General features: G+C 69.5%; 15 protein-coding genes. 8 read left to right on the top strand and 7 right to left on the bottom strand.

All coding sequences use genetic code 11. From position 1 onward, the window contains the following. Positions 1 to 52: 52 nt before the first annotated feature. Complete coding sequence (locus OG206_RS19155; protein WP_327117666.1) at positions 53 to 625, bottom strand: TetR/AcrR family transcriptional regulator; 573 nt, start codon at positions 623 to 625, stop codon at positions 53 to 55. Between the two features lie 178 nt (positions 626 to 803). Here OG206_RS19155 and OG206_RS19150 point away from each other — a divergent pair, with 178 nt between their 5' ends. Continuing rightward, positions 804 to 4,253: a S41 family peptidase gene (locus OG206_RS19150; RefSeq protein ID WP_327117664.1), complete on the top strand. Its 3,450-nt coding sequence runs from the start codon at positions 804 to 806 to the stop codon at positions 4,251 to 4,253. Positions 4,254 to 4,397: 144 nt separating this feature from the next. Here the strand turns inward: OG206_RS19150 and OG206_RS19145 are convergent, their stop codons facing one another. The 4 genes from OG206_RS19145 to OG206_RS19130 all read right to left on the bottom strand — a co-directional run bounded on the left by OG206_RS19145 (position 4,398) and on the right by OG206_RS19130 (position 8,066). After that, a complete protein-coding gene (locus OG206_RS19145; RefSeq protein WP_327117663.1) occupies positions 4,398 to 4,610 on the bottom strand; it encodes a hypothetical protein in 213 nt (70 codons plus the stop codon). Positions 4,611 to 4,699: 89 nt separating this feature from the next. Then, a complete protein-coding gene (locus OG206_RS19140) occupies positions 4,700 to 5,581 on the bottom strand; it encodes an SDR family oxidoreductase (protein ID WP_327117661.1) in 882 nt (293 codons plus the stop codon). Next, entirely contained in the window at positions 5,578 to 6,549 is a 972-nt protein-coding gene (locus OG206_RS19135; protein WP_327117659.1) for an alpha/beta fold hydrolase, read from the bottom strand. The genes OG206_RS19140 and OG206_RS19135 overlap by 4 nt, the downstream gene beginning before the upstream one ends. Further along, positions 6,546 to 8,066 carry a flavin-containing monooxygenase gene (locus OG206_RS19130; RefSeq protein WP_327117657.1) on the bottom strand — a complete coding sequence of 507 codons (1,521 nt, stop codon included), beginning with the start codon at positions 8,064 to 8,066 and terminating at the stop codon, positions 6,546 to 6,548. The genes OG206_RS19135 and OG206_RS19130 overlap by 4 nt, the downstream gene beginning before the upstream one ends. Before the next feature lie 169 nt (positions 8,067 to 8,235). Here OG206_RS19130 and OG206_RS19125 point away from each other — a divergent pair, with 169 nt between their 5' ends. Further along, positions 8,236 to 8,856 carry a MerR family transcriptional regulator gene (locus OG206_RS19125; RefSeq protein WP_327122328.1) on the top strand — a complete coding sequence of 207 codons (621 nt, stop codon included), beginning with the start codon at positions 8,236 to 8,238 and terminating at the stop codon, positions 8,854 to 8,856. 36 nt (positions 8,857 to 8,892) lie between these two features. Here the strand turns inward: OG206_RS19125 and OG206_RS19120 are convergent, their stop codons facing one another. Beyond that, positions 8,893 to 9,708 carry an exodeoxyribonuclease III gene (locus OG206_RS19120; protein WP_327117655.1) on the bottom strand — a complete coding sequence of 272 codons (816 nt, stop codon included), beginning with the start codon at positions 9,706 to 9,708 and terminating at the stop codon, positions 8,893 to 8,895. A gap of 49 nt (positions 9,709 to 9,757) precedes the next feature. On the opposite strand from OG206_RS19120, the gene OG206_RS19115 reads away from it, so the two are divergent. After that, the gene (locus OG206_RS19115; RefSeq protein WP_327117653.1) at positions 9,758 to 10,255 is read left to right on the top strand and encodes a GNAT family N-acetyltransferase; all 498 of its coding nucleotides are present in this window, start codon (positions 9,758 to 9,760) and stop codon (positions 10,253 to 10,255) included. Here the strand turns inward: OG206_RS19115 and OG206_RS19110 are convergent. Then, positions 10,243 to 11,037, bottom strand: coding sequence for an SAM-dependent methyltransferase (locus tag OG206_RS19110; RefSeq protein WP_327117652.1), 795 nt, complete (start codon positions 11,035 to 11,037; stop codon positions 10,243 to 10,245). The genes OG206_RS19115 and OG206_RS19110 overlap by 13 nt on opposite strands. 324 nt (positions 11,038 to 11,361) lie before the next feature. On the opposite strand from OG206_RS19110, the gene OG206_RS19105 reads away from it, so the two are divergent. From OG206_RS19105 to OG206_RS19085, 5 genes are all read left to right on the top strand, one after another. Further along, the gene (locus tag OG206_RS19105; protein ID WP_327117650.1) at positions 11,362 to 13,230 is read left to right on the top strand and encodes an SMI1/KNR4 family protein; all 1,869 of its coding nucleotides are present in this window, start codon (positions 11,362 to 11,364) and stop codon (positions 13,228 to 13,230) included. An 834-nt stretch (positions 13,231 to 14,064) separates the two neighbouring features. Further along, on the top strand, positions 14,065 to 14,553 hold the full coding sequence (locus OG206_RS19100; RefSeq protein ID WP_442805951.1) for an SseB family protein: 489 nt from the start codon (positions 14,065 to 14,067) through the stop codon (positions 14,551 to 14,553). Next, positions 14,550 to 15,197 carry a hypothetical protein gene (locus tag OG206_RS19095; protein WP_327117646.1) on the top strand — a complete coding sequence of 216 codons (648 nt, stop codon included), beginning with the start codon at positions 14,550 to 14,552 and terminating at the stop codon, positions 15,195 to 15,197. The genes OG206_RS19100 and OG206_RS19095 overlap by 4 nt, the downstream gene beginning before the upstream one ends. Continuing rightward, positions 15,197 to 20,044, top strand: coding sequence for a putative T7SS-secreted protein (locus OG206_RS19090; RefSeq protein ID WP_327117644.1), 4,848 nt, complete (start codon positions 15,197 to 15,199; stop codon positions 20,042 to 20,044). The genes OG206_RS19095 and OG206_RS19090 overlap by 1 nt, the downstream gene beginning before the upstream one ends. Then, on the top strand, positions 20,034 to 20,363 hold the full coding sequence (locus OG206_RS19085; protein ID WP_327117642.1) for a hypothetical protein: 330 nt from the start codon (positions 20,034 to 20,036) through the stop codon (positions 20,361 to 20,363). The genes OG206_RS19090 and OG206_RS19085 overlap by 11 nt, the downstream gene beginning before the upstream one ends. Positions 20,364 to 20,612: the final 249 nt, after the last annotated feature.

The following is a 20,612-nucleotide window of genomic DNA, read 5'->3' as shown; positions in this document are numbered from 1 at the left end:
GCGTGTCAGGTGGGGCGGTCGGGGAGAGGGCCGTACGGGAGGAGCGGGGACGTCAGACGCCGAGGGCGGGGAACACCACGGATTCGACGTAATCGGTAAGGAACGCCTGGTCGACGGGCTGGTGGTCGACCAGCTCCCGAGCAGCGAGCGCGCCGATCATCATGTGGGGCACGTAGGGAAGCGCCGGATTGTCCGCACGCACTTCCCCTCTGTCCACGGCTCGCTGGAGCAGCGTCCCGAGGCCGGTCATCTCCGGCTCGATCAGCAGTTCCCGCAGCGCCTGGAACAGATCGGGGTTGTTGTGGATGGCATGGCTCAGACCCCGCAGCAGTGCGGAGTTCTTCTCCATCTGGCAGTCGTCCGTGCGCGTCATCACGGCGAGGAAGTCGCCGCGCAGCGATCCGGTGTCCACATCGGCGAGGTGCACCGGCTTGTCGTTGCGGAGCGCTTTGACGACCAGCTCGGGCTTGCTCCCCCACTGGCGGTAGAGGGTGGCCTTGCTGGAACGGGTGCGGGAGGCGATGGCGTCCATGGTCAGGGCTTCGTAGCCGACCTCGCCGAGCAGGTCGAGCACAGCGGTGTACAGCTCGCTCTCGCGTTCCGGCGTGAGCCTGCTGCCTGCCATGTGCCGGCCTCCTCCCTTGTGTGCCTGCTGGATCGTACGTCAGCCGATGATCAATCTGACGAACGAAACTGTTTCGTACACCTTCAAGGTACTCCCCCCTCCTAGCGAAACGAAACAGTTTCGCTTGTGTGCTGCACCACAAGTTGCCGCGGGCCCCTCACGCGGAAAGCATTGGAGGGTGAGTGACGATGCCGCGTATCTCCGCTTCCCGCACCTCCACGAGGACTTGCTCTGCTTCGCGGCGGAGGACGACCTGTGGGTCGCCCCTCTGGCCCCGGAGGGGCAGAGACCCGGCCGGGCGTGGCGGCTGACCGTCGACCGGACGAGGGTCAGCCATCCCCGCTTCTCCCCCGACGGGGGCCGTATCGCCTACACGACCTGGCGCACGCTCGATCCGGAGATCCATCTCGTACCCGTCGGCGGCGGACCCGCCCGCAGACTCACCTACTGGGGTTCGACCGACGCCCGTGTCTGCGGCTGGAGCCCGGACCCGGGGGACGATTCCTGCCAGATCCTCGCGGTGTCCTCGCACGGCCAGCCGTTCTCGTACTTCTCGTGGGCCTACAGCGTCCCCACCGACGGCAGCCCCGGCGGCAAACTCCCCTGGGGGCCGGTCTCCGACATCGCGGTCGCCGACGTGGACGGCGAGCGGCGCACCCTGCTGCTCACCGGCAAGCCCCCGCACGAGCCCGCGGCCTGGAAGCGGTACCGGGGCGGCGCGACGGGCCGGCTGTGGCTGCACGGCGAGCGGCTGCTGCCCGGCATCGGCGGGCACCTGGAAGCGCCCATGTTCGTCGGGCGCCGCATCGCGTTCCTCTCCGACCACGAGGGCGTGGGCAACCTGTACTCCTGCCTGATGGACGGCACCGGCCTGCGCCGGCACACCGACCACGACGCCTTCTACGCCCGGCACGCCTCCAGCGACGGCCGTCGCGTCGTCTACCAGTGCGCGGGTGATCTGTGGCTCGTCGACGACCTGGAGTCGCCGGACGCGAGACCGCGCAAGCTGGAGGTCAGGCTCGGCGGGCCGCGGACCGGGCGGCGCCCCTACCAGGTGCCCGCGGCCGCCCACGTCGACGCACTGTCCGTGGACGAGACGGGCCGGGCGAGCGCGGTCTCGGTGCGCGGCAGCCTGTACTGGCTCACCCACCGCGACGGCCCGGCCCGCACCATCACCGACACCCCGGGGGTACGGGCCCGGCTGCCCGAGATGCTCGGCAGCAGCGGCCAGGTCGCCTACGTCACGGACGCCGAGGGCGACGACGCCGTCGAGATCGCCTCGCTCCCCAGAGCCAGCGGCGACCGCCCGCCCCGGCGGCTCGCCGCCGGACGCCTGGGCAGGGTCCTGGAGCTCATCTCGGACCCGGAGGGCGAGCGGCTGGCCATCGCCTCGAACGACGGCAGACTCCTCCTGCTGGACACTGCGGACGACTCCATGGACCCGGCCGAACCGGAGGAACGACCACGCCTGCGGCTGGCCGAAGGGCCCGTGAAGATCGCGACGGCCGGGGACCCCGAGGAAGGCGGGACGGCCGAGCAGGCCGGGGAGAGCGGGGCGGCAGAGGACGTCGCGGCCCCGGTGACGGCCGAGGAAGCCGAGGGCGCCCTCACCGAACTCATCCGGTCCGTCAACGGGCCGGTGCGGGACCTGGCGTTCTCCCCTGACGGCAACTGGCTGACCTGGTCGCACCCCGGCGTCGGCCGCTCGCTCCGGCAGATCAAACTGGCGCGGATCACCGGCCCCGGAGCTCCGGTGATAGTGGACGTCACCAACGGCCGCTTCGAGGACGAGAACCCGGTCTTCACCGGCGACGGCCGGTATCTCGCCTTCCTCTCGTGGCGCGGGTTCGACCCGGTGTACGACGTCCACACCGGTGACCTCTCCTTCCCTCTGGGCTGCCGCCCCTACCTGGTCCCGCTGTCGTCGGCCACCCCCTCGCCCTTCGCGCTGCTGCCCGACGGCCGGCCCGCGGCCGGCGGCCTTGACCCGGTGGACGTCCCCGAGGGCGCGGTCGAGGGGCCGACCGTCACGGTGGAGTTCGAGGGCCTGGAGAGCCGGGTGACCCCGTTCCCCGTCGCCGCGTCGAAGTACTCGGCGCTGGAGCCCGTGAGCGGCGGCGGTCTCGTCTGGCTGCGATGGCCGATCTCCGGCGCCCTGGGCGAGACCTTCGCCAACCCGTCCGACATGTCGGGCCGCCCGACGCTGGAGCACTTCAACATCGCCAAGGCCCGCAGGACCGAACTCGTGGGCCACCTCGACTGGTTCGCGATCAGCGGTGACGCGTCACGGCTCGTCGTCATGGACGACGGCGAGCTGCGGGCCGTGCCGTCCAACGAGCCCGGGGACAACGACTCGACGGTCTTCATCGACCTGCGCCGCATCCTGCACGAGGTGGACCCGGGGGCGGAGTGGCGGCAGGCCTACGGCGAGGCGGGGCGGCTCACCCGGGCCTACTTCTGGGAACCGGACATGTGCGGCATCGACTGGGACGGCGTACTGGACCAGTACCGCCCCTTGCTCGAACGGGTGGCCTCCCCCGACGAGTTCGCCGATCTGCTGCGCGAGGTCCTGGGTGAGCTGGGCACCTCGCACGCGTATGTCTCGCCGGCCCGCCGCAACGAGGGCCCCCCGCACTACCAGCGGGCGATCGGCCTGCTGGGCGCCAACCTCGGGTGCCGGGACGGCGACTGGACCGTGCTGCGGATCCTGCCCGGCGACTCGTCCGACTCCAAGGCGCGTTCACCGCTCGCCGGTACGGGCATCCGGGAGGGTTTCGTCCTCACCCATGTCGACGGCAGGCCCGTCGACCCCGTCGCCGGCCCGTACCCGCTCCTGACAGCGGCGGGCGGCACCACCGTGGAACTGACGTTCCGCCCGCCGGGCGGCGAGTGCGGCGGGCGTCCGCGCCGCATCGCGATCGTCCCGCTCGTCGACGAACGACCCCTGCGCTACCAGGACTGGGTGGCCAAGCGGCGTGAGGTCGTACGGGACCTGAGTCACGGCAAGTGCGGATACCTGCACATCCCCGACCTGGGCGGATCGGGCTGGGCCCAGTTCAACCGGGACCTCCGGCTGGAGGTCTCGCGCCCCGCCCTGATCGTGGACGTGCGGGGCAACGCGGGCGGCAACATCAGCGAGCTGGTCCTGGAGAAGCTCACCCGCACGATCCTCGGCTGGGACCTGACCCGCAACGCCCAGGCGGTGTCGTACGCGTCCAACGCCCCCCGGGGCCCGATCGTGGCCCTCGCCGACGAGGCGACGTCCTCCGACGGGGACATGATCACGGCCGCGTTCCGCCTGCTGAAGCTGGGGCCGGTGGTCGGTCAGCGCACCTGGGGCGGCGTGGTCGGCATGACCGGACGCCACCGGCTCGGCGACGGCACGGTGATCACGGTGCCCATGAACGCGGCCTGGTTCGACACCTACGGCTGGTCCGTCGAGAACTACGGCGTCGAGCCCGACCTGGAGGCCCTGCGCACCCCGCTGGACTGGGCAGAGGGGCGGCACGCGGTGCTGGACGACGCGGTCAGGGTGGCCCTGGACCTGCTGGCCGCGCACCCGGCGGCCACCCCGCCCACCTACGGGTCCGTCCCGGACCTGCGCCGGCCGCCGCTCCCCCCGAGGTGAGGCGGGCCGGCCACCCGGCCGTGGAACCCGGAGGCCGCCCCGGGGTTCCACGGCCGTCCGAACACCCCCCGTACGCACGAGAAGGGGTGCACCCGGCACCCGGGTGCACCCCAACCAACCGCAGACGCTCAGTGGCGTCGGCCGTCAGCGCTCAGAACGCTCACGCGCCTGGTCCGCCGCATCCTGCGCCCGGTCCCGGGCGCCGGGCCGACGGCCCTGCGCCTGGTCCGCGGCGCGGCCCGGGGCGTTGGACGAGCGCTCGCGCGCCTCGTCACGCTTGCCGCCGCCGGCCTTCGCCTGCTTGGCCTGGTCGGCGAGCTCCTGGGCCTTGTCCTTGAACTGGTCTGCGATGCCCATGCTGTTCACTCCTATGTGGGTGCGTGGGGTTGACCCCGGTGGGGCCTCGCTCAGACTTACACACCCGGACATTCATCGCATTTCGATCATCATCGCCGGGCTCGGGCCTGCCGATCGGCCTCTCCGCCGGCCCCGACGAGCCCCTTGCCCACACCGTCGAGCCGGGACCCGAACCGCTTCATCTCACGCTGCCCGACCGTCCCTATGAGCGCCGGGAGGTAGCCGCGGACCGACTGCATGCCGCGCAGCCACCACTGGGCGTACACGTGCGCGGAGCGCCGCTCGATCCCGGCGACGATCCGGTCGACGGCGGGTCCCAGCGGATACGTGCGGTTCGTGGGCCACGGCAGCCGCTGCCTCAACTCCCGCATGACGTCGTCCTCGTCGGCACCGCGCACCATGTCCGTGTCGGTCCAGGACAGGTAACCGACCCCGACCTTCACACCTCGGTGACCGACCTCGCCGCGCAGGCAGTGCGCGAACGCCTCCACACCCGACTTGGACGCGCAGTACGCGCTCATCATCGGCGCCGGGGTGATCGCGGCCAGCGACGCTATCTGCAGGAAGTATCCGCGGCTCTCCATGAGCACGGGCAGGAACGCCCGCGCCGTCACCGCACCCCCTATGAGGTTCACCTCCACCACCCGGCGCCACGCCTCCGGGTCCGAGTCGACGAGCGGCCCGCCGGTGGCGACGCCCGCGTTGGCGACGACGACGTCGATCTTGCCGAAGCGCTCCTTGACCTCGGCGGCGACCTGGCTCATCGCCACGTGGTCGGTGACGTCCGCGAACCAGTGCCCGCTCTCCGAGTGCAGCCGCTCCGAGACCTTCTTCAGCTCGTCCGGCTCCAGGCCGACCAGCGCCAGCGTGGCACCCCGCGCGGAGAGTTTGCGGGCCAGCAGCTCGCCCACCCCTCGCGCCGCGCCGGTGACGACGACGACCTGTCCTTCGAGACTCCGCCTGCCGCTCATGCGACCTCCTCCTCGCTCACGGCTGTCGCCGTGCTGCCCGCACCTTCCACAGTGACGTACGTGGCCACCAGCTCGCGGAGCTTCGCCGTGACCGCCTCGGGCGCCTCCATCGGTGTCATGTGCCCCATGCCCGTCAGCACCGTGAGCCCGAGGCTGTGCGGCAGGGCCACCTCGATGGCCCGCGCGTGCACGGGCGGCGTCAGCCGGTCGTCGGCACCCGCGATCACGGCGGTCGGCAGCAGCAACTCCCGCACTCCGGCTTCGAGATCGAGCTCCGCGAGCACGTGGCCCCAGGCGACCCGCGCCGCACGCGGACACGCATGCACGATCCTGGCACAGGCATCCACGCGTTCAGGGGCCGAACCGCGCCCCATCGTGGCGTACTTGAGGATCGCCTTCGATACGCCGGTGACCGGTCCGAGCGGGGCGCGTGCACCGAGCACCGCCGCGGTGATGCGGGTGCGGAGCGCTCCGGCCCGTATCGGCAGCACCAGCGACTCCGCGGTCAGCCGCGAGCTCCCGGTGCTGCACAGGAGGACGGCCGCTCCGTGCTCCCGGACGGCCGGCCGGCCGCCGGCCGCCATCAGTGTCATCCCGCCCATGGAGTGGCCGCCGAGTACCGCCTTCTGCCCGGGGGCGAGCGTGGCCCCCAGTACCGCCTCCAGGTCGTCGGCCAGCGCGTGCGTGCTGTAGCCGCCGGCTCCGGGCTCGGGCGTACGGCCGTGTCCCCGCTGGTCGTAGACGACGACGCGGTGGTCCGCCGACAGGTCGCGCACCTGCGCGTCCCAGAAGCGGGTGTTGCACGTCCAGCCGTGCGCCAGGACCACGGCGGGGGTGCCGTCGGGGCCGTGCAGCTCGACGTTGATCCGCGCGCCGTCGGCGGAGACGACGGTCAGTTCGCGCACCGGTACGGGCGGAGCCTCAGCCCGGGTCCTCGTCGTCCTCGTCCTCGTCCTCGTCCGGCTCATCGTGCTGCCTCCTCGGTCACGGCGTGCGCCGCGGAGTGGGTGAGTGGTGTGCGGACGACCTCGTACTCACCGAGGTCCACCGAGCGCGTCGCCCGGCGGAATTCGGCCGTGGTGCCCGGCCAGACCGTGGTGTTGCGGCCCGTGGAGTCCAGGTACCAACTGGTGCAGCCGCCGGTGTTCCAGACGGTGCGCTTCATCCGGTCCTGGACCCGGCGGTTCCACGCCCCGACGGCGGAGGAGCGCGCGTCGAGGGCCGCGCGCCCGCCCAGGACGTCCAGCTGGCGGAGGTAGTCGGCCATGTAGTTCAGCTGGGACTCGATCATGAGGATCATGGAGGAGTTCCCGAGGCCCGTGTTCGGGCCGATGATCGTCATCCAGTTGGGGAAGCCGGCCGCGGTCGCGCCGCGCAGTGCCTGCATCCCGTCCTTCCAGGCTTCGGTGAGCGTGATGCCGTCGGCCCCGATGACGCGCTCGGCGATCGGCATGTCCGTCACGTGGAACCCGGTACCGAGGATGATCACGTCGGCCTCGGTCTCCGTGCCGTCCGCGGCCACCACGGTGGAGCCCCGGACCTCGGTGAGACCGGAGGCGACGACGTCGACGTTCGGCTGTGCGAGCGCCGGGTAGTAGGCGCTGGAGAGCAGGATGCGCTTGCAGCCGATCCGGTACGACGGGGTCAGCTTGGCCCGCAGGGCCGGGTCCTTGATCGCGCGGGCCATGTTGGCCTTGGCTATCGACTCGACGAGACCCAGCTGGTCGGGGTGCTTGGTGAAGGCGCCCACCTGCAGCTCCCGGATGCCCCAGAGCAGTCCGCGGCGGGCGGTGCCCGTGAAGGGGAGTGTGCGGTGCAGCCACTTCTCGGGAGCGCTGATGGCGCGGTCCATGCGCGGCATGACCCAGGGCGGTGTCCGCTGGAAGAGGGTGAGCCGGCCGGCCTTGGGCTGGATCTCCGGGACGATCTGGATGGCCGAGGCTCCGGTGCCGATCACGGCGACGCGTTTGCCGCTCAGGTCGTAGTCGTGGTCCCACCGCGCCGAGTGGAAGACCTTGCCGGGGAACTCCGCGAGCCCGGGGATGTCCGGCAGCTTCGGGTCGGAGAGCGGGCCGGTGGCGGAGACGACGACGTCGGCGGTGACGGTGGAGCCGTCGGCGCTCTCGATCGTCCAGTGCAGTTCGTCGTTGTCCCAGCGCATGACCGTGACGTCACGGTTGAGCCGGATGTGCGGGCGCAGTCCGAAGGTGTCGGCCACGTGCTCCAGGTAGGCACGGATGTGCTCCTGCCCGGAGAAGGTGCGCGGCCAGTCGGGGTTCGGCGCGAAGGAGAAGGAGTACAGGTGGGACGGTACGTCGCAGGCGCAGCCCGGGTAGCTGTTGTCGCGCCAGGTACCGCCGACGGAGCCGGCCCGCTCGAGGACCAGGAAGTCGGTGATGCCCTCGCGGCGGAGCCGGACCGCGGCCCCGAGGCCCCCGAATCCGGATCCGATCACCGCCACTCGTACGTGCTCGTGCTGGGCCATGCTGCCGCCTCCCCGCGGTACGTGACACGACTCTGCCAGCAATCACTGGCACTGTTGGGAGGGTAGAGCAGCCGCGTACTGATGGGTAGGGGTCGGGGCAAGGAAAGTTACCGGCGGTACAACATAGGGTGCGGGTGTGGCTGAAGGACGCGAGCACCGCGAGTACCGCATGGAGGAGCTGGCCCGTGAGGCCGGCATCACCGTGCGCACCCTGCGCTTCTACCGGGAGCGTGGCCTGATCCAGCCGCCCCGCCGCGAGGGCCGTATCGCCTGGTACGACGACCACCACCTGGCCCGGCTGCGCACGATCACCGGCCTGCTGGAGCGTGGCCACACCCTCAACGGCATCGCCGACCTGGCCGCCACCTTCGACAGCGGCCGGGACGTCGCCGAGGTGCTGGGCCTGGGCGAACCGACCGAGGAGACCCCGGTCCGGCTCACCCCCGAGCAGCTCGCCGACTACTTCCTGGACCAGGCCACGGCGGAGAACCTCGCCGGGGCCCTGGAGCTGGGCTACCTGGCCACCGACGGCGACGAGATCGTGCACATCAGCCGCCGCCTGCTGGAGGCCTCCGCGGAACTCGTCCGGGCCGGGGTCCCGCTCTCCGCCGTACTCTCCTCGGGCCGCCTGGTCCGCGAGCACGCCGACGCCCTGGCCGACCTGTTCGTCCGCGTACTGCGCACCCACACCGCGCACTCCGAGCCGGACCAGCTGCGCACACTGGCCCAGGCGGTGGTGGACGCCGAGCTCTCGATGGCCCTGGACCGCCGCCTGCGCGACGACGACTGAGGAGCGCGGGCGGGCATCGGCGCCACCCTCGGATTGCTACCGCTCGTAGGTGACGGTCACGGGCGCGTGGTCGCTCCACCGCTCGCCGTGCGTGGCGGCGCGCTCCACCCAGGCCTTGACCGCGCGGCCGGCGAGGCCCGGGGTGACCACCTGGTAGTCGATCCGCCAGCCCGCGTCGTTGTCGAAGGCCCGGCCGCGGTAGGACCACCACGAGTACGGCCCCTCCTCGTCCGGGTGCTGGGCGCGGACCACGTCCACGTACCCCGCCTCGTCGAACACCCGGGTCAGCCACTCCCGCTCCTCGGGGAGGAAGCCGGAGCTCTTCCTGTTGGCCTTCCAGTTCTTAAGGTCGGCCTCGCGGTGGGCGATGTTCCAGTCGCCGCACACGACCACCTCGCGCCCCCCGGCGGCCGCGCGCTCCCGGAGCCCCTGCAGGTAGGGCAGGAACGCGGCCATGAAGCGCTCCTTCTCCTCCTGCTTCTCCGTGCCGACCTCGCCGGACGGCAGGTACAGGCTCGCGACCGTCACACCCGGGACGTCCACCTCGACGTAGCGTCCGCTCGCGTCGAACTCCTCCGCGCCCGGCACACCGAATCCGCCGAAGCCGGTCTGCACACGCTCGGGCGCGTGCCGCGTCAGCACCGAGACGCCCGCGCGCCCCTTGGCGGCGGCCGGGGCGTGCACGACGTGCCAGCCCTCCGGCTCACGCACCTCTTCGGGCAGCTGATGCGCCTCCGCCCGGACTTCCTGGAGGCAGACCACATCGGCCTCGGTCTGCGCCAGCCACTCGACGAAACCCTTCTTGGCGGCGGCACGGAGCCCGTTGACATTCACGGAGGTAACAGTCAGCATCCGGATACAGTACCTACATTCCCTAGTGCATAGCTGTACTATGACTCGCATGCTTATCCAGCCTCGGCCGTACGACCACCCGGACGCCGTCAAACTCAACGACCAGGTGCAGCTCGAATACGCCGCACGCTACGGCGACGGGGGCGACGCCACCCCCCTCGAAGCCACCATGTTCGACCCGCCGCGCGGGCTGTACCTGGTCGCCTACGACGAGCAGAGCCGCCCCGTGGCCACCGGCGGCTGGCGCAGCCAGGACCGGAACGCCGAGGGCTACTCGGACGGCGACGCCGAGATCAAGCGGATGTTCGTGATCCCCGAGGGCCGCGGCCGGGGGCTGGCCCGTCGCATCCTCGCCGCGCTGGAAGCCGACGCACGGGCCGCCGGCCGCACACGCATGGTCCTGGAGACCGGCGACCAGCAGCCCGAGGCCATCGCGCTGTACACGTCGAGCGGCTACACGCCCTGCGCCAAGTTCGGCCACTACCGCACGTACGACAGCAGCATCTGCATGGCCAAGCCCCTCACCGGCCCCACTCAGACGGCCTGAGGCACCTGCGCCACACCCACGTAGAACCCGCTCCGCTCGTACACCGGGGCGGGTCCCTCCCGGTACCACTCGGGCGCCGTGACCAGGCCCGGCTCCACGAGGTCCAGCCCCTCGAAGAACGACTCGACCTCCTCGCGCGTACGCATCCTGAGCGCGATGGCGCCCTTCCTGTACGCGGACTCGGTCTCCCGCTTCAGCTCCGGGTGCTGATCGGCCGTGCCGTGCGAGAGCACCAGGAAGCTCCCCGGCGGCAGCGCACCGGTCAGCGTGCGGGTGATGCCGTACGGATCGTGGTCGTCGGGCAGGAAGTGCATCAGCGCGATCAGGGACAACGCGACCGGCCGCCCGAAGTCCAGGAACTTCGCGGCGCGTTCGAGAATGGCCTCGGGCTCACGCACATCCGCGTGGATGTAGTCCGTCGCGCCCTCGGGAGTGCTCACCAGAAGCGCCTCCGCGTGACGCAGCACGATCGGGTCGTTGTCCGCGTAGACCACGCGGGACCCCGGCGCGACGGCCTGCACGATCTGGTGGAGGTTCGGCGCGGTGGGGATGCCGGTACCGATGTCCAGGAACTGGTCGACGCCCTGCCCCGCCAGCCAGGCGGACGCCCGGTGCATGAACGCCCGGTTCCGCCCCGCGTTGGCCCGCGCCTCGGCGGGCAGCTTCTCCCCGACCGCCTGATCGACCGGGTAGTTGTCCTTCCCGCCCAGCAACCAGTCGTAGACGCGCGCCGGATGGGGCTTGCTGGTGTCGATGCGGGAGCTGGGTATACCGGCTGTCACAGGACGCTCCTCCGTACGGAACCACGAACAGGCATCCCCGCGCCTGAGCTGCGCAACCCTCAACAGCGGTCACCAGAAGGGCGGGTGAACGAGGACGTCCCAGGTTACCGGTCGGTCGCCCCGGCGGAAGCCGCACCTCGGCCCCGCCGTCGCCCGCCCCGCACGTCCGCACGTCCGCACCCGCCAGGAGTTCCGGACACCGCCTCGAACAGGCCCCGGAACGAACAGTCGTGGGGTGGGGTGTTCACGATCAGGTCTGACCAGCGGTGGGCGAGCCGTTTTGAAGATCGTTCCCCAGATGGATGGAGATCGTTTCCCAGGTCCGTGCTGACCTGCCTGGTTGTCGGTGGCGGCTGCGATCATCCGCTCATGAGTGTGAATCCCGTGGATCAGTCCTGGCAGCGGATCGAGACCTGGCTGGCCGAACACGCACCGCGTACCTTCGATTCTCTGCGACCGCCCGCCTCAGCGGACGCCATCTCCGCGGCTGCGGACGAGTTGAGAATGAAGTTCCCCGCTGACCTGGTCGAGTCCCTACGCCGCCACGACGGCGTCTCACCGGGGCACGGTCTCTTCCAGTTCCCTGGAGGGGATCTGCCGTCGGGTATTGATGCCATTCTGCGGCGCGGTCGGATGGACCAGCGGCTGTGGAACAGGGCCGGCGAGGATCATCCGGATGAAACGTACTGGCATCCGGAGTTCCTGATGTTCGCGGACAGCAATCCGCCGGATGGCCTGGTCCTCGACTGCCGGGAGGGTGCCACTTTCGGCGCAGTGGGAACGCACGTCAAGGGGGGAGGGACGAGCTTCGGGCGTTGGCCTTCGCTGGCAGCCTTCCTGCATGAGCTCGCGGGCGGCCTCGAGCACGGGCTTGCGATGGGGTGGTGGCGGAAGTTCGTGCCAGTCGTCTGGCAGGAGACCCTGCTCTGGGAGGAAGAACCTCAGCCACTACCCGTCCCCCGGTCGCTGCGGGAGGTTGCGGCAACTGTCTCCGCACCCGCCGCACCTGAAGTGGCCCATGACCCTTTCCCCGTAGTCGCGGAGGAGGGATGGGCGGGAGAATATGCCTCGTTCTGCCTCAGTTTCGTGCGGGGCCTGGAGGAGTCGGAACTCCTGCGCCGTTTCGGAGCGCTGGCCGGCACCCACCGCCCCCGCTCACGCGGACAGGCACAGGAAGACGCCCGGCGATGGACGACCGGCCTCCTCCCGGTGGTCCGGGCCGGGCGCTGTGGTCAGTGGGCATTCGGAATCGAGGAAGGGCACCGGGGGGAGGGCAACCGGAGCGAGGTTCTGCGTCGTCTGTCCCGAGGTACTCAAGCGGTATCCCTGTCGTTCTCCGGGTCCACCACGATGTCCTACTACGAGGACGGGAAACTCGTCACGGTCTATGACACAAGGCGCTCCTACCAGCAGCCCGGTGAAGGGGATCCGTTCGACATCTTTCCCGAGTTGCCCGCACACGGCCCGGCCGCGGGCCGGCTCCTGCCAGACGGACGGACCTCGCTGGGCAGGCTGGAGCTGCCGACGGAGCGGACGCGTCTGCTCCAGCGTGCAACTCTCGGGGAAGTTTGCAGAGTTGTCTCCGACCACTTCGGAATCGACCTGCCGCCGGGCGCCCTGACCGGCGAGTTGGCCAGTGCCCAGGTGTTACCGGTGCTGCCAGGAGTGGACGGGCGATACCGTCCGCCGACCGAACTCGCCGAGCACATCACCACGGCCTCCGAGGCACGCTTGCGCACCGTGCTGGCAACACAAATGTGCAGTCTGGCCGCCGAGACCGGCCTCGATACCTACCCGGAGGTCATCGAAGCTCTTCATCGAGCGGGACAGGACGAGCGCCAAGGTGTGGACGACGACTCACCACTTGGCATACGGCTGCGCACAGTCTTCGCGGACGCGGCGGCAGCATGGAGCCTGCCCCGGGACGACGGCGGTCATCTTCTGATCGACCACAGCGAGAGGGAGGCCTGGCAGCACCGCGCCAACGCGGCGGGCGCGTTGGTCGACGCACTCTCCCTGCCGGCTCGCGAGGTCATCGGCAGCGTCCTCCACCAGCGCCGGAACCCCGACTGGCGGGCGGAATTCATGGACCAGCTCGGCGAGGCCCTGCACGAACACCGCGGTGCGCCACGTCACGAACGTCATGCCCGAACGCAGACGGCGCATGCCCGGAAGCGAAGTTCGACGCAATAGCGGAAGCCCGATGCGTACAGCGCCCGTCTCAGCGCCATCTCCGGAGCGGTGTTCCGACTCCTCTGGCCGTTCCGACGCGGACCGCCGCGCTTCCCGGCGGCCCGGCAGGCTGACTTTCACACAAGCAGGAGCTCAAACGACAAGATCCCGGTCAGACGGTGACCGTCTGACCGGGATCTCGTGAACCGTTCCGGGGTGAACCGTGAACGGCCTTGCGGTGGGGTGTTCACGGGTGGGTCTGAGCTGGAAGAACGGGGACGTTCCACGGAGGCTTCCCAGGGCGGAGAAGATCATTTCCCAGCTGGTTGCAGATCGCATGCAAGCACCCACCGCCCCGCTGGATCGGGAGCAAGCCGCGAGTAGCAAGCTTCGTGAACGTGAGAGCCCTACGCGTTGCAAGTCAGACCGAGGCAACGCATCAACCCGTGGGAGCACGCCGCCCTGCTGCGGGCTCGCCGCTGAGATCCGCTCGCCATGCCAGGAGACGTTCGCCTATGGCGCTGGGACCAAAGATGCGCGCATGAGGAGTCAGAGCTGACAGTGACGGCGAGGGTGAGCTGCCGGCTGAGTCGGGGCAACGTCGCCGCCAAGTTGGCCACGCCGCGGCCGAGGCGAAGACTTGTTGCTGGGTGGGTTCGGACACAAGCCCCCTTGTACACCGCGAGGCGTCCAGGCCCGGCTGGCTGGCGAGAGTTGCCCGCAGCAGAACCCCGTAGGTATGGGGCCGACGCAAAGCCGGACAGTGACCGACTGGCCACTTCTGTTCGTTGCTGTAGGAAAGCACACCGTGACAATATTCGACGAGTGTTCGACAACGGGGATGACGCCGATGGCATGGCAGGGCCGCCCGTCCAGCGTTCAAAGATCTCTGACTTGGCCGTCTGGCCTGCGTCCGAGGTGCAGCCGTCACCGCGTGCAGCGTCGAGCGCGGCCGCTGCCAGGACGCCGGAGGTAGACCCGACCACGGCAGCGCGCCGGGAGTTTGCTGTGTTGCTGGGTGAGTTCCGGCGTACGGCGGTGTTGGTGCCGCTGGATGAGGCCGGGGATCTGTGGTCTGCGGAGCAGAACGGCGTGCGCTGGATTTGCGCCTTCTCGGACGAGGAGGCGTTGGCCCGTTTCGCGCTTGCTCGTGGTGAGGCCGGGCGGGAGTGGGCGTATCAGACCGTGCTGGGTGCGCGGTTGCTGGATGTGATGGTGCCGTTGCTGCCGGGGCCGGCTGGGGTGGCGCTGGATGCTGGCAGTGTGGGCGGGGGGATGTTGTTCCCGCCGGTGGCCGGCATCGTGCCGGACTCGGCCGCGGTGGATCTCGGGAGGATGCAGTGAGCGGGGACAACGCGGATCTTCAGGTGCCGCCGGAGGCGCTGGCCGAGATCGCGAAGGGGATCGACCTGGCGCATGCGGAGCTGAAGGATCTCGGTTTCATCGGCCAGGCTTCGACGGGCCGGGGGTTTTCGGATCTGGCCTTGTCGGGGCTGGAGCTGGGGCATGGCGGGCTGGCGTCGGAGTTCGAGACGTTCTGCAACCGCTGGGAGTGGGGTGTGCGGGCCCTGACGCAGAAGGGGAACGGCTTCGCCCTCGGCGTCGGCCTGTCGGCGGGTTCGTATGCGGAGCAGGAGCAGTACATCAAGGACTCGTTCAAGATCGGTGTGAATTCCCTGAACGGGAATCCTCATGCGTCCGAGGACGAGGTCAAGGCGATGAGCTGGGACACGATCAGCACCCAGTCCGCGTACGACAACCCGGACTACAGCCGCGAGTCATGGGGCGCCGCCCAGGACGAGGTGAACCAGGGCTGGAAGAACACCGCCTACGACGTGGAGGACGCCGCCCTCGACTCCATGAAGCGCAACGGGCTGATGGACCCGGAGGTGCGGGCGGCGGCGGATGAACAGCTGAAGGAGCGGCTCGATCCGTCGCAGGAGACGATTCGTCAGGCTGAGCAGCCGCGGTGGGGGGAGAGTCGCTGATGGCGGACTGGGGGAAGTGGGGCGACGCCCTTTACGACGGCGCCGGTGATCTCGTCGACAAGGGCAAGGAGATCGTCGGCACCGGGATCGACAAGGGTAGCGATGTGCTCGGCTCGGGTCTGGAGAAGGTCGGTGCCGACGAGTGGGCCGACAAAGTCGAGGACTGGGGTGATGAGACCGCGTCTTCGCTGGGTGCGGACGTCGGGGAGCAGCAGCTTGGTCAGAGTGAGGAAGCGAATGAGCTGATCCACGGCCGGCCGGAGAAGATCAGTGCGGCGGTGAAGAACCTCCGGGACTTCCGACACGCGTTCGATCTCGTCGGCGGCGGGATGAGGAAGCTCGATTCCGGTCATTGGAAGGGTGAGGCTGCCGACGCCTTCCGCGCCAAGTTTCAGACCCTTCCGACTGACTGGCTGCGCGCGGCCGATGCGTTCGAGGATGCGGCCACGGCGTTGGAGACGTACGCCGGGACGGTCACCAGCGCGCAGGCCAAGGCCGGTGAGGCGATCGCCCTCTACAAGGAGGGCAAGCAGGACTACGAAACTGCTGCTGCCGTCTTCAAGGAGAAGGCTCAGGCGTACAACGCGGTCCGCAACACCGACCACCCCCTCCCGCACCCGGGTGCGTTCACCGACCCGGGCGCGGCCAAGCGCCGGCACGCGCAGGAGATCCTCCAGCGCGCCAGGCAGACGCGCAACGAGGCGGCCGAAGCGGCCAAGGGCGCGATCACGGCCGCGATGGCACACGCTCCGAAGGAGCCCACCGGCCTGGACCGGGCCAAGCAGGAACTCCTCGACTACGGGGTCGGCCAGGGCATCGAGCTGGCGCACTTCGGTGGTGGTGTCGTCAAGGGCACGGCAGGGCTGCTGAACTTCGTCCGTTCGGTCAATCCGACCGATCCGTACAACCTGACGCACCCGGCCGAGTACTACAAGGGTGTCAACATGACGCTCGCCGGCCTCGTCTCCAGCGCCGCCAACCCGGACCGGACACTCAAGAACGCCTGGGACGCGGCCAAGGGAGACCCCTCCGAGTTCATCGGCCGACTCGTGCCCGAACTGGTCGGTACCAAGGGCGGTGGCCTGCTCAAGGGCGGTCTGCGGGCCGGAATGAAGGACCTGCTCGAACGTCCCAAGGGCAAGAACCGGCAAGGGCACGAGAAGAACCCCGAGTCCAACGCCAAGAAGTGCAGCGAGGTCAAGTGCGCCGGAGACCCCGTCGACGTCGCGACCGGGCGCATGCTGCTCCCGCAGACGGACATCGTGCTGCCTGGATCACTGCCCCTGGTCTTCGAGCGCGTCTTCGACTCCTCGCACCGCGCCGGCCGCTGGTTCGGCACCGGCTGGTCGAGCACGGTCGACCAGCGCCTGGAGATCGACGCGCAAGGCGTGGTCTTCAGCTGCGGCGAGGGCAGCCTGCTCGCCTACCCGCATCCCGCGCCTGGCGCCCCCGTCATGCCCACGCACGGCCGGCGCTGGCCCCTGGACCGGGTGGCCGACGGCTACACCCTCACCGACCCGGAAACCGGCCAGGTCCGGCACTTCGCCGACCAGCCCACCGGAGACTTGGCGCTCCTGGTCCAGATCGACGACCGCAACGGCCGCTGGATCGCCTTCGAGCACGACGAGACGGGTGCTCCGACCTCGATCGTGCACCACGGCGGCTACCACCTGAAACTCACCACCAGCGAAGGCCGAGTCACCGCCCTGCACCTGGCAGGCGCCGCCCCCGACGGCACCGACCAGGAGATCCTCCGCTACGGCTACACCGACGGCCATCTCACCACGGTCACCAACTCATCCGGGAAACCCCTGCGCTTCGACTGCGACGAGCTGGGCCGCATCACCGCATGGACGGACACCAACAACAGCCGGTACGAGTACGTCTACGACGAACACGACCGCTGCGTATACCAGAGCGGCACCAACGGCCACCTCGAAGCCCACTTCACCTGGGACGACACCGACCCCGACACCGGCCTGCGCATGACGTCCGTCACCGACGGTCTCGGTCACACGAAGCGCTTCGTGATCAACGAACGCTCCCAGGTCGTGGCGGAGATCGACGCGCTCGGCGCGGTCACCCGCTTCGGATACGACCGATACCACCGCCTGTTGTCCCACATCGACCCGCTCGGCCACATCACCCGCTTCACACATGACGACCATGGGCGACTGACCGAGGTGGAGCGACCGGACGGACGCCGGTCATACGCCGAATACAACGAACTGGGACTCCCCGCACGCGTCGTCGGCACCGACGGCAACGTCACCCGACAGACCTACGACGCACGCGGCAACCGCACTTCGATCACGGAGCCCACCGGCGCCACCATCGCGTTCTCGTACGACGAGGTGGGCCACCTCGTCTCCATTACCAACACCTTCGGGCACACTTCGATCCTCACGCCCGACAAGGCCGGGCTTCCGGTCGCAGTCACCGACCCTTTCGGCGCGGCCACTCGCTACAAGCGGGATACCTTCGGCCGCCCAGTCTCGATCAGCGACGCTCGGGGTGCCGTCACTCATTTCGAATGGACTGTCGAAGGCAAACTCGCCTGTCGCACCGAGGCAGATGCAAGCCGGGAGTCGTGGACCTACGACGGTGAGGGAAACTGCCTCACCCATATCAATGCCGTCGGCGCGACCGTCAGCTTCAAGTACACAGACTTCGACCTACTGCTGGCACGCACAGAGCCGGACGGCGCCCGGTACGAATTCACGCACGACAGCAACCTCCGGCTCACCCGGGTCACCAACCCTCAACGCCTGACCTGGGACTACAGATACGATCCTGCCGGACAGCTGATATCCGAGACGGACTTCGACAACCGGACGCTCCGCTATGAGCGCGATGCTGCAGGTCGGCTCGCTGCACGCACCAACGCCGCAGGCCAAACAACGCGCTATGAACGGGACATGCTCTGCCGCGTCGTCCGCAAGAACGCTGCTGGCAACACCACGACCTTCGTGTACGACTTCTCCGACCACCTCGCGGAAGCAGTCAACGAGGATGCAACCGTCACGCTCCTTCGGGACAGGTACGGCCGACTTGTCTCCGAGACGGTCAACGGCCGCACCATGTCGTATACCTACGACGCCCTCGGCCGTCGTACCGGCCGCACCACCCCCACCGGCGCGGTCAGCACCTGGACCGACGACGCCGCCGGCCGCACCTCCCTCACCACATCCGGCCGCACCATCGCCTTCGAGCATGACGCCGTCGGCCAGGAAACTGCCCGCCACATCGGCGACACTGTCGCCCTCACCAACCGGTACGACCCGCTTGGCCGCCTCGCCAGCCAGCAGATCACCGGCACCACGGGCGGCAGCATCCAGCGCCGCGACTACACCTACAGTGCCGACGGCAACCTGACCACGCTCACCGACCAGTTCACCGGCACCCGCGCCTTCGACCTCGACCCCGCCGGACGCGTCACCGCCGTCCACGCCGCAGGCTGGACAGAGCGCTACGCCTACGACGCAGCCGGCAACCAGACCCACGCCACCTGGCCGCAAGGTCACCCTGGGAAGGAAGCCACAGGCCCCCGTGAGTACAAGGGCACCCGCCTGACCCGGGCCGGTTCCCTCCGCTACTCCCATGATGCGGACGGCCGGATCATCCAGCGCCGCAAGACCCACCTGTCGGGCAAGACGGAGGTGTGGCGCTACACGTGGGACGTCGAGGACCGGCTCACCGCAGTGACGACACCCGACGGAACGCGATGGCGGTACGAGTACGACGCGTCAGGCCGACGTATAGCCAAGCTGCGCCTGTCGGCGGACGGCACGACGGTCGTCGAGCGCAGCGACTTCACCTGGGACGGGCCGACACTGTGCGAGCAGACCACGGTCTCGGACGAGTCGCCTCATCCAGTCACCCTCACTTGGGATTACGACGGCCTGCGACCGGTAGCCCAGACGGAACGCATCATGGCGGCGGTGCCGCAGGAGGCGGGGGATGGTCGACACAGCGCTCAGGCAGACCCCTTGGGCAACCTACGCACCCTGGTGCAAGCGGGCGGTGCAGTTGATGCGGCGGCAGCAGTCGGTGTGCCGAACGGTGTACACGCAGCCCAGCACGAGATCGACTCTCGCTTCTTCGCCATTGTCACCGACCTCGTCGGTGCGCCCTGCGAACTCGTCGACGAGCAGGGCGGGATCGCCTGGCGCAGCCGCCGGACCCTGTGGGGTACCACCACATGGGCATCTGGCAGCACCGCGTACACGCCACTGCGCTTCCCCGGCCAGTACTACGACCCTGAGACAGGGCTGCACTACAACTACTTCCGGCACTACGATCCGGAGACAGCCCGATACCTCACCCCGGACCCGCTCGGCCTCGTCCCGGCGCCGAACCCGTCGACGTATGTGCTGAATCCGTACACCTGGACCGACCCGCTCGGCCTGTCACCGTGCCCTCCACATCTGTTCCGCGGAACCACCACAGGTTTCGATGGCAGCCCCGGTGTGCAGCGGCACGGCATCACACCGACCTCGTCCGACCCCGGCGTCGCCAGCGTGTTCGCGACGCAGGCCGAGCGGTTCGGCGACGCCATCGTCGAGATCTATCCGCGGGGCGCGCTGGACGGGGTCCCGGTCCACCAGGGGTACATCGCGCGGGAGGCCGAATGGCCGGTCGAGCTGAGCCCGGCGGAACTGTCGTCCCGCGCATCCGCGCAGGTGCCATCGGCGGTAGCCCGGGAGATCCTCTCCGAGATGGGCATCCACGTACCACGCAAGATCGGCAACGGGGACATCGATCCGCTCCTTGAATATGATGTTCCTAAGCTCACCCCCGAGCAGATCGCGCACTTCGTCGAGGAGGCACACCGACGTGCTGGATAACGTGCCAGAGAAGGCGGCACTAAGCATCGAGTCCATCGAGTCCGTGACGCCGGGCGTTACCGGCGCGGCGGACGACGTGGCCGTGTGTGTGGTCCGCTGCGTTGAGGGGACGGCACGGCTGGGCATGGAATTCCAGCACCCGGCTTCCGCAGCCGGCCCGGGCACGGCCACGCCAGGGTTCTTGCTGACCGCCATTGAGTGGTACGGCAAGCAGGTCGAGCAACTGGACACCGTTCACTCCGGCAAGGTCACGCTCACAGGAACCGGAGTGGAGACGCTGGCCAAGCGTGATGTCCTGAACTCGGCACCCCGGCACTGAATTACCCCGTCGGGCTGGCCGTCGAAGACCTCACCCCTCCTGAGGGCTGACGGGGCGGTCACGGCCCGCCGACGGGCGTTGCGGACACTGCCCACGCCAATCCAGACGGGGCGGACCATTCCCCCCGCCCCATCCGAGCCTTCGGGCTCACCGTGGCCCCAGAGAACGTGCTTTCCGTGGCGAGCGACGGCGTTCAGGACGATCCCCTCGACGACGCGGTCTCGGCCCTCGCCGAAAAGGGCCGCGACG

Source organism: Streptomyces sp. NBC_01341, from assembly GCF_035946055.1.
Taxonomy (GTDB): Bacteria; Actinomycetota; Actinomycetes; order Streptomycetales; family Streptomycetaceae; genus Streptomyces.
Note: the sequence above shows the minus strand (reverse complement) of the source record. Positions and strands in the feature narration are given on the sequence as shown.

Excerpts from the sequence above, each read along its gene's own strand:
- OG206_RS19155 (WP_327117666.1), bottom strand. The coding sequence starts at position 625 with ATGGCAGGCAGCAGGCTCACGCCGGAACGCGAGAGCGAGCTGTACACC.
- OG206_RS19145 (WP_327117663.1), bottom strand. The coding sequence starts at position 4,610 with ATGGGCATCGCAGACCAGTTCAAGGACAAGGCCCAGGAGCTCGCCGAC.
- OG206_RS19140 (WP_327117661.1), bottom strand. The coding sequence starts at position 5,581 with ATGAGCGGCAGGCGGAGTCTCGAAGGACAGGTCGTCGTCGTCACCGGC.
- OG206_RS19135 (WP_327117659.1), bottom strand. The coding sequence starts at position 6,549 with ATGAGCCGGACGAGGACGAGGACGAGGACGACGAGGACCCGGGCTGAG.
- OG206_RS19130 (WP_327117657.1), bottom strand. The coding sequence starts at position 8,066 with ATGGCCCAGCACGAGCACGTACGAGTGGCGGTGATCGGATCCGGATTC.
- OG206_RS19125 (WP_327122328.1), top strand. The coding sequence starts at position 8,236 with ATGGAGGAGCTGGCCCGTGAGGCCGGCATCACCGTGCGCACCCTGCGC.
- OG206_RS19120 (WP_327117655.1), bottom strand. The coding sequence starts at position 9,708 with ATGCTGACTGTTACCTCCGTGAATGTCAACGGGCTCCGTGCCGCCGCC.
- OG206_RS19115 (WP_327117653.1), top strand. The coding sequence starts at position 9,758 with ATGCTTATCCAGCCTCGGCCGTACGACCACCCGGACGCCGTCAAACTC.
- OG206_RS19100 (WP_442805951.1), top strand. The coding sequence starts at position 14,065 with ATGGCAGGGCCGCCCGTCCAGCGTTCAAAGATCTCTGACTTGGCCGTC.
- OG206_RS19090 (WP_327117644.1), top strand. The coding sequence starts at position 15,197 with ATGGCGGACTGGGGGAAGTGGGGCGACGCCCTTTACGACGGCGCCGGT.